This is a genomic window from Simiduia aestuariiviva (assembly GCF_014192475.1).
Lineage (GTDB): Bacteria > Pseudomonadota > Gammaproteobacteria > Pseudomonadales > Cellvibrionaceae > Simiduia > Simiduia aestuariiviva.
This window is the reverse complement of the sequence record NZ_JACHXZ010000003.1, coordinates 640,288-654,410: the sequence shown is the minus strand read 5'-3', so window position 1 is coordinate 654,410 and position 14,123 is coordinate 640,288. Positions and strand designations below refer to the sequence as shown.

The window sequence follows — 14,123 nt, the reverse complement described above, 5'->3', positions numbered from 1 at the left end:
GAAGGATGATTTCTGACTCTAACTGAAGCGATTGTAAATTCGGGTGAAAAAACATTTGATTGTAAACGTCTGTTATATCAAATTTTGCAAATTTTTCTTTTGCGGGTTGAATGGGTTACGGTGAATGCTAACTGCTAACCACTTGGTTCCTGCCGTTGTTTTTGGCCCAATACAGTCGGTTGTCTGCCACGTTGATAATGTCTTGACTGAGTTTTCCATCTTTCGGTGCGGCGGCCACACCTATGGATAATGTTACGTCTCGGTGATCCGGTAAAGGATAATTCTTAATGTTTAGATTGAGCGCTTCTTGTATTCGTTTGCTGACCACAACGGCATCTTCAATGTTGGTGTAGGGTAGGAATACAAGAAACTCTTCGCCTCCGTACCGATATGCGACATCGCTGCCGCGAAGGTGGGTGGTAATAGCCGAGGATATGAGCTTTAGAACGTTGTCCCCAACTGCGTGGCCAAGTTCGTCGTTGATGCTTTTAAATCTATCCGCATCAATCATTAAGATGGCGTAAGAATCTAATTCTGACCAGTCTTGAAATTCGCTGTTAAATGCGCGTCGGTTAAACAGACGTGTCAGTGGATCTACGATAGAGTCAATTTTAGCGAGCTCGTACTTTTCTCTATAAGTGAGTAGATTAAAGAAGTCGGTAATATTGCGTGATTCGTTATCGGCTGTTTTTGTCATTATTCTATGTAGCAGCGCAACCGCAAGTGCCGCCGCAGGCACCATCATAAGTTTGCCGGCCATGCTTGAAAATAGGATATTTAGATAGTCCTTGTTTTCGACAAAAGAGCCAGTGATAAACAAGAGGCAGTCGAAAATCATAACAACGGATAAAGCTAGGCTTATGCGTAAAAAAAGGCTTTTAAGCCGCGTTAAATACTCATAAGCAATGATGACTAATATGGTGTCTAGGAATAGGGTTATGGTGCCAACAATCATAAAACGTGGATGTTGAATAAAAATTTCCCGGGGAATATCAACGAACAGATGAACGCCGTTGCCGGTTAAATGCGTGCTGACGGATAAGGTGATAAGGCTAAGGAGAATATTGGCTAGAAATAGGCTGTAAATGAGTTTTCTTGCGCCGAGGGCATCATCAACGATGTATACGAGCAAAACAGCTAAGATAGTACCAGTAAAGAGGACGGCTGATCCCGGGCTAATGAGTAGGCCGGGTAGTACTTCAATATAAACACTGATGGCCAGTACAACCTGAACAAACTGAAGGGTGCCGACTGTGGCCACTAAGGGCGTGTTGCCTAGCCAAGGACGCAGCCTAATAAGTAGGTATAGACAAGCGCCGAGCAGAAATGATTCCGCAAGCATCCATAGGAGTTGATCTAAGTTAATCAAAGCAGTGCCGACATTTATTGTTGCTATATAAGGTTTATTGGATTGCTTTTAAGCTCAGCAGTCGCAAGTTTCATAGCGTAACGGAGTATATAAATACTATACACAGTTACTTTACCTTGCACGACGATATATCAAGGTGACATCTGGGGCTTATAGGGTGAACACGGATTTAGCCGCACAGTCTTGTGTATCTCACTTAAAAAGCTCGCGGCCCCAAGATTGTTTTCTAGCACATCAAGCCCGAATGGGGTTGATTTTTTATCCTAACTTCGTTGCCTGATGGAAAATTAATGTGGAAGGGTGTTGTATCGCCCATAAAAAAGCCCCCACAAGGTGGGGGCCTAAAGGTTTCTACGGCAGCTATGCGTAGAGTCTGCGGTTGGCATCCTGCCGGTGCAGGGTGCGCACTTCCTGTGCGCCATGCGGGTGAATCGAAGAGCCATTCACCCGATGTTTGGCACGCTACTGGCTAGTAGCGGTAGTCCGCCTGCAGGGCGATGGTGCGCGGGCGCTCCACGAAGCCGTAGTAGGCAGGGGTCATAAAGGTCGAAGCCGACAGCGGTGCCGTGTTGGTGTAGGTCAGGGTGTCGCGGTCAGTTAGGTTTTTGCCAACCAATGCCACAGTCCACTGCTCTGCTTCCAGCGCGATACGGCCGTTCAGCTTAGTGCCGGGGGTGTAGTTCCAGCGCGGATCAAGATTCGGGTGGATGTACTGCTTACCTTGGTAGGTGAGATCCAAGGTGGTGCGCAGTGCCAATTCGCCGAAATCATAGCTGTGCTCAAGTGACGTTGAGCCGCTCCACTTAGGCGTGTACTGGCTCTCTTTGCCGGTGTAGTCACAAATTCCGCCGGGCGCTTGGTTGGGCTGATCGTGATAGCAGTTGCCGCTGTCAAAATCTTTGTACTCAAAATCCAGGTAGCCGAGGGCCGCAGTGAGCATGAGGTTGTAGGGCAGTGCAACACGGCCGTCTAACTCAATACCTTTCACTTCCGCTTTTTTGGCGTTGCCAACCACAAACCCTAAAATGCCATCAAACTGTGACGTTTGCAGATCTTTGTAGGTGGTGTGGAACACCGCGGCATTCAGTTCTGCACGGTCATCCCACAGGCGGGTTTTGGTGCCCAGCTCGTAGGTGGTGGCCTCTTCTTTGTCGAACTCAAAGGATTCCACCTGATTCGCGCGCGCGTCGAAACCGCCCGACTTAAACCCAGTGGAGCCGCTGGCGTAGAACATTACATCGTCGTTCATGATGTATTGCAGTGACATGGATGGCGTGAACGAGGTTTCATCGCGATCACCAGCCAAGTTGTGACCTGGGGCAACCGGTACCATCACTTTCAATTCTTCGGTGTCTACGTTGAACGCTTGCTTCACCACGAAGGCGGCCAGGGGATCGGCGGTGCCGGTGGCAGAGTTGAGGGTGCGCATGGTGCGTGAGCCCTCTTTGGTTTCGCGCGTGTAGCGACCACCGGCCGTGAGCGCCCAGGCTTCATTGATGTTCCAAGTCGCCTGCGCAAATACCGATGCAGCCTCTGAATCTTGCTCGTAGTCACGGGGTACGCTGATGCCCTGAATTAATGCCAGTTGCGGGTTCAGTGCGCCCAAAATGCTGGTCTTTGAGAAGCTGGTGGCCTCGTTGAAATCCAACTCGTTAGACTGATAAAAGGCGCCAACAATCCAGTCAACGGTTTCGCCGCCGGGAGAAACCAAGCGGATTTCTTGGCTGAACTGGCGATACTCTTCATTCATTGCGATGCTGAAAACATCGGCGCCGGTGAAGTCGCAGTCACAGTTTTCCGAAAATTCATAACCTGCCCACCCAGTTACGGAGGTCAAGGTGCCGAGGTCGGTGTCATAGTTGGCCGTGAAGGTGACATTGTCGACGGTGTTTTCGGAAAACTCCGCGCTGTCAGATTGGCGCACATAGTTCAGCTCGTTATCCAGTAGGCGAGCGTCGCCCGTGAGCTGGGCCAAAATTTGGCCGTATTGCACGCCGTCACCGCGCGGCATTTCTTTTACGATTTCGATTTGGCGACCCTGCACATCAAAGGTGTCGCGCTCTGCTTTTAACACCAGCTCTAGGTTTTCTGTGGCGTCCCATACTAGTGTGCCGCGGATGGCGCGCTCTTCGCGGCCGGGTTCGTCGCGGCTCTGCAGTTGGTTTTCCATGTAGCCATCTTCGCTGTAATCGCGAATTGCCAAGCGCGCGCGCACTGTGTCGCTCAATGGGCCAGAGGCCACCAGGTTGACTTCGCGCTGATCGAAACGGGGTTCATACAGCATGCCGGCCTTCAACTCCATTTCATCGGAGGGCTTGGCGGTGGCCATGTTAATGGCGCCAGCGATGGAGTTTTTACCGAACAGGATGGCCTGTGGGCCACGCAATACTTCGATGCGCTCGAGATCCATGAAAGGGGCTCGGCTAAGCTGCGCGCGACCGTAATAAATACCGTCGATGTAGGTGCCGACAGATTGCTCAAAGCCTTGGTTGATGCCAGAGCCAATGCCGCGAATAAAAATTTGGGTGCCGATGCCTGTCTCACTCATGGAGAGGTTGGGCACGTAGGCCGTCACGTCTTCCATTTTGGTGAGGTGACCTTCAGCTAACTTGTCGCCGCCCACGGCGTTAATGGATACGGGTACGTCCTGCAGGCTCTGTGGTCGTTTCTGGGCAGTGACAACCACTTCTTCCAGAACTTGTGCGTAACCGTGACCTGCCGACAGCGCCAGTGCAGCCAGAGCTACAACTAGGGGTTTTCTTGCGAGCGCGTTGTTCATTCGTCTCTCCTGATGTTCGCGTGATGCGTTGTTATTGTCAGGCAGGCAGGGGTATCCCAGCGTGCCGGCGCCGACTATAGCGGAGCACCGGTAGGGCAACTATTCAGGGGGCGACAGGTCGCTATTCCCAAAGCGACATTGCGACGGGCGGTAAGGCGGGTGCGGTGAACTTACAGTGCGACGAGGGCAATCAGTGTGGCGATGGCGGCGAGCATAAGGATCAGGGCTGAGCGCCACAGCCAGCCGCGGCCTGCGGGCGCCGGGGGTTGTTCGGCAAGCTGTCGCAATTCAAAGGCGCGAATGGCCAGCGCTCGGGATTTGATCAGTTTGGTTCGAGTGGTTTTGAGGGCCTCGATTTCCCGCTCTAAAAAGGGTTGTCGCTCTTGGGCGCAGTCGGCCAGCTGTTGTTCGCAATTCTGTAGCGACTGCTCCAGCGCCTGCAATTGGGTGTCGATATTGTCGGTGATTTGTTGGAGTGACACGGCCTTGCCCTTTTTGATGATTGCGCAGTATACACCAGCGCGCCGATACCCTCGGTGAGCCAATGCTCAACGGACAGCTTTGTGACGGCCTTCACGCCTGCATACGTATTCAGACCTGCCACATCAGTGCATACGTATGTAATTGGTTGAGCGTGCAAGTGACACGGCACTTTAATGAAGGCGATTGACCGGCGCAGATTATAACAGGCGGTATCTATTGTTAGCGACTTCTCTGCCCAACTGTGCTTCGGCTGCCGGTTGTGAGCCAAGTACCCTGATGACAAGCCAATAAAAATTAATAAGGGTAAACAGCAATGAAACAATCATCCCGCCCGCTGCTGGCGACGCTACTCGGCGCCGTGCTTGGCAGTACCGCTATCTCTGCCAATGCCGGCACAGCATTTGTGCATTTATTCGAATGGAAATGGAACGACATTGCGGCAGAGTGTGAAAACTTCCTAGGCCCCAAAGGTTTCGATGCCGTACAAATTTCACCGCCCCATGAACACACTGCGGGGCCCTTTTGGTGGACTCGCTATCAGCCGGTGTCCTACTCAAACTTAACTAGCCGCAGCGGTACCGAAGCGGAATTGCAGAGTATGATCAATCGCTGTCATGACGCGGGTGTGAAAATATATGCCGACGTCGTGATGAACAATTGGGCCTCCTATCAAGATCACGGCAACCTGGGCTCGGGCGGCTCCAGCTGGAGTCCGCGCAATTATCCAGATCTCAGCAGCGGTGATTTTCACAGCGCCTGCACCATTTCCAATTATGGCGATGCCAACAATGTCTGGGATTGTGGTTTGTATGGCATGCCCGATCTGCACACTGGGCTGAGCTATCCGCAAGACTACGCGGCCAACTATTTGAAAAAATTAGTGGCCATGGGCGTCGATGGGTTTCGCATCGATGCCGCCAAGCACATTCGCCCGAGCGAGCTGGATACTGTATTGGCGAAGGCCAACCGTCCTTGGTCATTTTTGGAGGTGATCGGTGCCAGCGGCGAGGCGGTGCAGCCCTCGCAGTACACCTATATCGCACCGGTCACGGAATTTAAATACGGCGTGGACGTGGCCAATAATTTTCGTGGGCAGATTAAAAATTTAAAAACCTTGGGCACCAGCTGGGGCCTGTTGCCCTCCAGCCAAGCGGTTGTGTTTGTGGATAATCACGACCGCGAGCGGGGTCACGGCGGGGGCGGTAACTTAACCTACAAAGATGGCGCACTCTACAATCTCGCCAATATCTACATGCTCGCTTTTCCCTATGGCTACCCCAAGGTCATGTCGGGTTATGAATTCACCGACACCGATGCAGGGCCGCCCGCTGGTAGTAGCAGTTGCGCAAACAGTGGGTGGGTGTGCCAGCACCGATGGAACAATATTGCCAATATGGTGGGTTTCCGCAATGCAACCTTGGATGCCTGGAGCGTTGATAATTGGTGGGACAATGGCAGCAATCAAATTGCGTTTAGTCGCGGCAACAAAGGTTTTGTGGTGATCAACAACGAGGATTATGCGTTGAGCCAAACGCTGCAAACGGGGCTGCCGGCTGGGCGATATTGCAATATCTTGGCGGGCGCTGCCGAGTGCAGTGGCGCGCTGGTGGAGGTGGCTAGCAACGGTATGGCCACGGTCAATGTGCCGGCCAAATCGGCGGCGGCGTTACACCTTGGCGCGATGGATAGCGGCTGCACAAGCAATTGTCCGCCCGCGCAAAATGTTGTCAGTTTGAATGTGCGCGGAACATTTAATGGCTGGGGCAATAGCGCCATGGCACTGGTGGCCGATCACACCTGGCAGGCCACCATTAGTCTCGATGGTAGCGCTAATCAACGCCTTAAATTTGACGTCTATGGCGATTGGGGCACCAACTATGGCGACTCCAATAGCGATGGCGTGCTAGAACAAAACGGCGGCGATATTTACCACGCGGGCGCGGGCGAATATCTGGTTACGGTCAACGATCAATCCCTGACCTATACCCTTGAGCAGCAGGGACCGTGCAGCGGCTGTTTTGTCAGTAATTTTTCGCAATTGTATTTCCGTGGCACAGCCAATGGTTGGTCAACCAGCGCCATGCAGTTAGTGGCGAATAATACCTGGCAGCTGGTCGTCAATTTTGATGGACAAGCGAATCAACGATTTAAGTTTGATGTGCTGGGAGACTGGAGTCAGAACTATGGCGACAACAATGCCGACGGCGTGTTGGAGCAAACGGGGGCCGACATTTACACAGCGGTCACCGGCAGTTACACCGTGCAAGTGAACGATCAAACAATGCGCTATAGCGTCACTGCCAATTGACGATTCGTCCATAGCAACGGTGTTTCACACTAGGGGCCCTCGGCCCCTTTTTTGTGCCGGCCAAGGCCCTGATCTAGTGATCTAGCCACAGCACTCAATTAGCCATGCGGCACTCATTGCCGAACGTATAACCGAACATATAGCCGAACATGGCGCCGCAGTGCCTCGCGGGAGTGGGCAGAAATCCCCTGGCTGGGGCGGTTGCGCAGGAGAATCTCGACTATAACTATAGGTCATCACTTATAGCGCGCCCCGTGGGCGCCATTGCGCAATCGCAAGGTTTTTTCATGCATATCGGACTCAGACAGCAGTTGTTGATCAGTATGGCCGCTGCACTTGTTCTGCCGCTCATTGTCAGCACGGTGTTTTTTAATCACAGCATGCGCGGGCTAATCGACGAGCGCTTGGCCAATACCGAGTTGCCCACGGCGCTGCGCGAAGTGCGCAATGGCGTAGAGCTGGATTTGCAGGCCGCCATAGTGGCGTCCCGCGCGGTGGCGCTAAACGCCTATGTGCACGATTTTCTGGTGTCCGGCGATCCCGTCGTTGAGGCGAACGCCGGGCCAGCGGATGCACTTGAGGCCGCAGCGCCAGCTGGTTCGGAATCCCTGCTCAATGTGCAGCTTGATCCCGCCGAGGCCGCGGCGCTACAACAAGCCGAGCAAGCGCAATTGGTGCGCTATCTCAACGGTGTGAAAGACGCCAGCGGCGCCATCGCCGCCTATGTAGTATCGGGACAAACCGGCCACTATTTCAACACGGATGGATTATTCAAAACCCTATCGCCAAGCGCCGAGCGAGATCAATGGTTCTACGCTTTTTTATCCAGCGGCAAAACCTACGAGTTGAGTTTGGATGTGGACGAGGCCAGCGATCAGCCCACGGTATTTATCAACTACAAAATAGATGCCGACGGCGTGCGTGGGGTGGGCGGTATTGGTCAGTCGCTAGCGGCCATGTCTGATTTGATCCGCAATTATCGACTGGGACAAAGTGGCCAAGTGTATTTAGTGGACCGTGACGGGCACATTAAATTGCACCGCGATGCGGCTGAGTCGGGTCGCGCACTCGCGCAGCGATTGCAAGTCAATGCCGATGGCTTAACCCGCAGCGAAGACGTGGTCACCTTGCCGTTTACCCGCAGTGGCGAGGCCTACTTGGCGGCATCGATTCCGCTGATTTCTGCCGATTGGTATCTCGTTGCCGAAATCCCTCGCAGTGAACTCTACGCAGGTCTGGATGCCACCATCATTAACAATGTGTGGCTATCGCTGGCGCTGGCGGCGGTGTTCTTTGTGGTGGTGCTGTGGTTGTCCAATCGTATCGTCCGGCCCTTGGGCGAAATCACCTCTGCCTTGGAAGATATCACCCAGCGCGATGGCGATTTGACGGCGCGCTTACCGGAAACCCGCGGCGATGAGCTGGGTGAACTGGCTCGGCAGGTGAATGTTTTTATTGGCCAATTGCAGACGTTGTGTCGCGCCATAGTGCAGTCCAGTGACGCGGTGGCAGAGTCTTCGCGGGCGGTTAATCAATACATTAATCAGGCCGCGGGTCGCACTGAACAGCAGCAGTCAAACACCGATATGGTGGCCACCGCAGTGAATGAAATGGGCGCTACCGTCAACGAGATTGCCCGCAATGCCGCCGCTGCTGCCGAGGGTTCGCGCAGTGCGCACGTGGCGGCGGATGAGGGGCAGAGCAAAGTGGAGGGAACCATCACCGACATGGGGCAATTGACCGAGGTAATGCAGCAGTCGGTGTCGCGGGTGGAGCAGTTGGCGCAAGATATTAAATCCATTTCTGGCGTGCTGGATGTTATTAAGGGTATTTCAGAGCAAACGAATTTATTGGCGCTCAATGCGGCCATTGAGGCGGCCCGCGCGGGCGAGCAGGGACGGGGTTTCGCGGTGGTGGCTGATGAAGTGCGCACGCTCGCGCAGCGCACAGCGCAATCGACCGAAGAAATTAACGAAATGATTGCACGGCTTGATCGCAGCGCGCGCGCAACGGTGGAATCGATTATGGCGGGCAGCGATAAAACCAAATCCAGCGTGACCCACGTGCGCGACACGGGGGAGTTGCTGGCGAGCATTACTCGGCGCGTCAATCGCGTTTCCGATATGAACTACCAAATTGCAACAGCGACCGAAGAACAGAGCCAGGTGACGGAAGAAATTAATCGCAATGTGCAATCTATTGCAGATCATTCGCGCAGCACGGGCGATGACATAGTGCAATGCAAACGCCTTTGCCACGAGTTGCAAATTCAGAGTGAAACCTTGGCCGGATTGATGAAGCGCTTTACCTTGTAGTGGCGGCGGGCCCATAAAAAAAGCCGACTGTGTCGGCTTTTTTTACGTCCACAACCTTATTTCAGGCCACGGTATAGGCCGGCGTGAAACACCAAGGGGTTGCCAGCTGAAACCGCAAATTGCTGCACGCGCCCCACCAGAATAATGTGATCGCCGCCGGCGTAGCGATGTTCTAGTGTGCATTCAAATACGGCGCCGCAATCGGGCAGAATGGGGCTGTTCGCCACGCCATTGGCGAGTGGCAGTTGGTCAAATTTGTCGTCCGGGCTGGGGCGGCCGAACAGATCAGACAGTGCGTGTTGATCTTCTTTTAACACGTGAATCGCAAAGTGGTCGGTGCGTTCAAACACGTCGAAACAGTTGGCGGTTTTAGCGATGCTCCAAAGCACCAGTGGCGGCTCTAGCGAGACGGAATTGAAACTGCTCACGGTCATGCCAACGGGCTGCCCCTGCTCATCGCGCGTGGTGACAATGGTCACGCCGGTGGGGAAACTGCCGAGCGCGTTGCGAAATGCCAGGCTGTCGAAGGGGCGGGGTGCTGTGCTCATAGGGCCAGTATCTCTCTTACCGTTTGCGTTGTGTCTGTCTTGCTGGAAGCCGTTGCTCGCCGGCACCAAAGGCTGCGCAGTCTACCGCTTTGGCGCGCAAATACCTACTCTAGTAAGGCGCCGAGTTGCCGATTAAGGCGGTCTTTTTCCCGTAAAAAACGCCCGCACAGGGCGAAGCCACGCAACTGGTTCTGGCGGTCGTAAAACAGTGCCTGCACGTGCTCCTCACCGTCTTGCTCAATCTGCCATTGCCCTTCAAGTGACGGAGGCACTGGACACACCACCGTGGGACACAGGGTGGTTTTAACCATCACCGGCATGGACGGATAGTGCACGGCCGTGGGTTGGCCTGCCAAGGTGGGCGCCAACGCGCGCGCCGCGTGCATCAGCGGCATGACATAGAGCAAGTTGTAGCCCGCCACTTCGGCGCAGTCGCCCAAGGCATAGATATTGGGCGCCGAGGTGCGCAGCCAGCGGTCGGTCTTGATCCCACGCCCCACGGCAATGCCCGCCGCCTGCGCCAGCGCTGTGCGAGGGCGCACGCCAATGGCAGACATTACGATATCGGCATCAATGTTAGTGCCGTTGGCGAGCGTGGCCGTCACGCCATCGGCGGTGGCGGCGAGCGATTGCACAACGGTGCCCAGGTGGTAGCGCACGCCGCGCCGTTCGAGGCTGCGTTGCACCGCGTTGCCGACCGCCGCAGGCATGAGGCTGCCGAGCGCGCTGGGCAGTGGATCAACCACCTGAATGTCGCGCTCGGTGTGTGCTAAATCGTTGGCGTATTCAGAGCCGATCAGCCCTGCGCCGATGATGAGCAGGCGGCGATGGGGCGCAATGGCCCGATGAAAATGCCGAAAATCGGTGAGATCGTTGACGGTGTAGACGCGATCCAGGCCCGTGCCCGTTAGCGGCGGCGCCATGGCTTCACTGCCCAGGGCCAATACCAATTGCTGGTAGCGATAGTCCGTGCCATTGGCGGTGACTGTGCGCGCATGGGGGTCGATCTGTTCAACGGTGGTGTGGGTCAGTATCTCGGCGCGCAACTGCTCGGCCATGGTGTGGGCACTGCTGGTGACCATCTGTTCCGGTGTTTGCCCCTTGGCGAACCCCGTTGAGATGAGCGGCTTGCTGTAAAAGGCGCCATCGTCGTGGGTGATCATCAGCAGCGGCGAATCTGGATCGAGTTTGCGCCACTCGCGTGCCAAGTGATAACCGGCGAGCCCAGTGCCTACAATAATCAACGGCTGAGTGGCCGCGGGCTTGGCGCTAAACGCGGTCTGCGGCGCGCCACACTCGGGACAGCGCCATGGGTTTGGCAATGCGCTAAAGGGGGTGTCGGCGTCGATAGACTGGCTGGCATCGCCTCGGCTGGGCAGGTAGGTCCAATCGCACAGGCTGCACTGCCAGTGACCGTTGTGGGGTGGGGTTGGTGCCGCCGAGGGAGCCAGTGTCGGCGCCTCATTTGGCTGCTCTTCGGTCTGCGCTGGTGGTGGCGTGGTGCTGGGCCCCCGCGCGCACATCTCAAAGTCGTCTTTGCCCACGCCGCAGTCGGGGCACAGCCAATCGTCGGGTACATCGGCCCAGCGGGTGCCGGGCGCAATGCCATCATCGGGCCAGCCCAGCGCTTCGTCGTAGATGAAGCCGCAGATCAGGCATTCCCAAATTTGGTAGTCGCTCATGCAAAATCCTTGTGGGTGAGTACGGGGTTAAGCGTCCACGGGGCCGCCAGTCCAGCGCACCAGTCCCGGTACGGCAATGTCGTACAGATCCAGCAGGCGCGCCAGCGAGTGGTCCACCATATCTTGCAGGCTGTCGGGCTTGGCGTAAAAGGCCGGTACTGGAGGGGCGATCACGGCGCCCATTTCGGACAGCGCGGTCATGGTGCGCAGGTGGCCGGTGTGCAGAGGCGTTTCGCGCACCATTAGTACCAAGCGGCGGCGCTCCTTGAGCACCACATCGGCGGCGCGCGACAGCAGACTGGCGGTGATGCCCGTGGCAATCTCGCCCATGCTTTTGATCGAGCAGGGCGCGACGATCATGCCCGCCGTTTTAAAACTGCCGCTGGCAATGCTGGCGCCGATATTTTTGGGCGCGTGCACCACATCGGCCAGAGCCTTAACGTCCTCGGGTTTGTACTCCGTCTCGTAGGCGAGCGTCAGTTCCGCCGCCTTGCTCATTACCAAGTGGGTCTCCACCTCGGTAGCTTGCAGCAATTGCAGTAGGCGCACGCCATACACCACGCCCGAGGCGCCGGAGATGCCAATAATTAATCGCGTGGGTTCGGTCATACATTGGGCTCTGTTGAGTTCGTGGCTATCTTACTATCAATTTTACTTGCTTACCTGCCGCAGGCGGTGTGGAGGAATCATCGCAATGGAGGTGGGGCTAGCTAGTGGTTCCTCGCCTTGGGTGCGTGGTCAGCTAGGTGGGTGACGGAACCATTGATGCGTTGAATTAATTCTGAAAACGCCTCAGCGGCCAGGGGCTTGGACCAGTAATAACCTTGCCCCAAATCGCACCCTAGCTCGGTGAGCCGCTCAAGCTCGAGGGCATCTTCTATGCCCTCGGCCACGGTCGCTAGCCCAAGGCTGTTGGCGATGTTGATGATGGCGATGATGATGTTGAGGTCTTGTTTGGAGTCGAGCATTTTACGCACGAAAGATTGATCAATTTTGAGTGACTCCAAGTGAAATTTACTCAGATACCCCAAATTTGAATACCCTGTGCCGAAGTCGTCGATGGAGAAACTCACGCCGTGTCTGCGCAGGTCCGACAGCTGACAACGCACGTTTTCAGCATCGCCCAATAGCAGCGATTCGGTAAGTTCTAGTTCCAGGTGACAACCTTCTAGCCCGGCTTGCGTAAGGGCCTTTACGACTTCTTTTTCGAGGGTGCCGCGGGTGAATTGCACCGAAGACAAATTCACCGCAATTTCTAAATTTTCGTGACCGGCGAGGTGCCAAGCTTTGCATTGTTTGCAAGCTTCGCGCAGCACCCAGTTGCCAATATCGACAATTTGGCCGGTCTCTTCGGCGAGCTCGATAAAATCCACCGGCGTCAGTAAGCCGCGCTCGGGGTGCTGCCAGCGCACCAGCGCTTCTGCGCCAACGAGTTCTCCGGTGTGTAAATTAACTTTGGGCTGATAGTAGAGTCGCAATTCGTCTTTTTTTACGGCTTTGCGCAAATCTTTGAGTAGCACAAATCGTTGGTCGCTCAGGGTGTTCATCGCCGCATCGAAGAAGCGGTATAAATTTTTACCGTCTGCCTTGGCGCGGTACATGGCGATGTCGGCATTTTTGCAAAAACTGTCAAAATCGCTGCCGTCTTGCGGCGCCATGGCAATGCCGATGGATGCCGAGGTCTGAATGTGATGGTTCTCTAGCTGCGCAGGTTTGGTTAACAGTTTTAGAATTTTCGTGGCTATGCGCTCAACTTCACGCGGATTCTTAATATCGGAGAGCAGTACTATAAATTCATCACCGCCGAATCGGCAGGCCGTGTCCGTGCTACGCAGGCATCGCTTTAGCGTCTTGGCCACCAGTTTTAACACCTGATCGCCAATGGAGTGGCCCAGCGAGTCATTGATAGTTTTAAAGTTATCGAGATCGATAAACAATAATGCGCACTGTCCGCCGTGGCGTTTAATGCGGTTCAGTAAATTATTGAAGCGATCTTCGCACAAGGTGCGATTGGGGAGGCCGGTTAGATAGTCGTATTGTGCCAAGTAAGTGGCCTTGGCTTCAGAGGCGCGAAACTTTTCATTTTCGAGCGCCAGTTGCGCCAAGGTGTCGCGCAATTCATGGGCTAGAAAATGTACGCTCAGCCCGGTGATCAATAAAATAATAAGCGTGTTGGCTAGGGTGGAGGGGGTGACTGAAACGGTGATTATGGGTTTCCAGCCGGCCATTTGCGACAGGCCAATGAGGACTACAACCAGCAACACGAAGCCAAATAACCCCCAAAACTGCCGCCCGTGACTAAACAGCGAGGCGAAAATCAGCAGCACTGGCAAGCCCAGGACGCCCTTGTCGATCAGACCATGATTAGCGGTGATTAGCGCGCTGAGACAGACCGTGATAGACCATAAAAACAGCAGTGATGCCAGTTCTATACGGGCTTGCTTGTGCGCGCGCAACGCCAAAACCAGGGCGCCGAGGGTGAGTCCTATAATGACTTGTGTATACCAGTTGATGCCCGCTAGGGCATTAAATGCCATAGCAATGAGCAGTCCCGCCATACAGCAAACTATCACTTGGCCAAGTCGGCGGCTGCGCAGCTGATCTTCTGCGAGGTTGAGGTTTCTTGATGGTAACCGCAT

At 54.9% G+C, this 14,123-nt stretch carries 9 protein-coding genes; 2 read left to right on the top strand and 7 right to left on the bottom strand.

Going from position 1 to position 14,123, the window contains the following annotated elements; translation table 11 throughout:
- Positions 1-127 precede the first annotated feature (127 nt).
- The 3 genes from FHS30_RS12745 to FHS30_RS12735 all read right to left on the bottom strand — a co-directional run bounded on the left by FHS30_RS12745 (position 128) and on the right by FHS30_RS12735 (position 4,630).
- Positions 128-1,369: a GGDEF domain-containing protein gene (locus FHS30_RS12745; protein WP_183910855.1), complete on the bottom strand. Its 1,242-nt coding sequence runs from the start codon at positions 1,367-1,369 to the stop codon at positions 128-130.
- Positions 1,370-1,838: 469 nt separating this feature from the next.
- Positions 1,839-4,148, bottom strand: coding sequence for a TonB-dependent receptor (locus FHS30_RS12740; RefSeq protein ID WP_183910854.1), 2,310 nt, complete (start codon positions 4,146-4,148; stop codon positions 1,839-1,841).
- Between the two features lie 170 nt (positions 4,149-4,318).
- Positions 4,319-4,630 carry a hypothetical protein gene (locus FHS30_RS12735; protein WP_183910853.1) on the bottom strand — a complete coding sequence of 104 codons (312 nt, stop codon included), beginning with the start codon at positions 4,628-4,630 and terminating at the stop codon, positions 4,319-4,321.
- A 314-nt stretch (positions 4,631-4,944) separates the two neighbouring features.
- On the opposite strand from FHS30_RS12735, the gene FHS30_RS12730 reads away from it, so the two are divergent.
- Together FHS30_RS12730 and FHS30_RS12725 are read left to right on the top strand one after the other, a co-directional pair.
- Positions 4,945-6,939 carry an alpha amylase C-terminal domain-containing protein gene (locus FHS30_RS12730; protein WP_183910852.1) on the top strand — a complete coding sequence of 665 codons (1,995 nt, stop codon included), beginning with the start codon at positions 4,945-4,947 and terminating at the stop codon, positions 6,937-6,939.
- A gap of 287 nt (positions 6,940-7,226) precedes the next feature.
- Positions 7,227-9,254 (top strand): methyl-accepting chemotaxis protein, encoded by a 2,028-nt coding sequence (locus FHS30_RS12725; RefSeq protein WP_183910851.1) that lies wholly within the window; start codon positions 7,227-7,229, stop codon positions 9,252-9,254.
- A gap of 56 nt (positions 9,255-9,310) precedes the next feature.
- Here FHS30_RS12725 and FHS30_RS12720 read toward each other — a convergent pair whose 3' ends face one another.
- From FHS30_RS12720 to FHS30_RS12700, 4 genes are all read right to left on the bottom strand, one after another.
- Positions 9,311-9,802: a flavin reductase family protein gene (locus tag FHS30_RS12720; protein WP_183910850.1), complete on the bottom strand. Its 492-nt coding sequence runs from the start codon at positions 9,800-9,802 to the stop codon at positions 9,311-9,313.
- Between the two features lie 104 nt (positions 9,803-9,906).
- Positions 9,907-11,484: an FAD-dependent oxidoreductase gene (locus FHS30_RS12715; RefSeq protein ID WP_246341302.1), complete on the bottom strand. Its 1,578-nt coding sequence runs from the start codon at positions 11,482-11,484 to the stop codon at positions 9,907-9,909.
- A gap of 27 nt (positions 11,485-11,511) precedes the next feature.
- The gene (locus FHS30_RS12705; RefSeq protein WP_183910849.1) at positions 11,512-12,093 is read right to left on the bottom strand and encodes a UbiX family flavin prenyltransferase; all 582 of its coding nucleotides are present in this window, start codon (positions 12,091-12,093) and stop codon (positions 11,512-11,514) included.
- Between the two features lie 101 nt (positions 12,094-12,194).
- Entirely contained in the window at positions 12,195-14,123 is a 1,929-nt protein-coding gene (locus FHS30_RS12700; RefSeq protein ID WP_183910848.1) for a putative bifunctional diguanylate cyclase/phosphodiesterase, read from the bottom strand.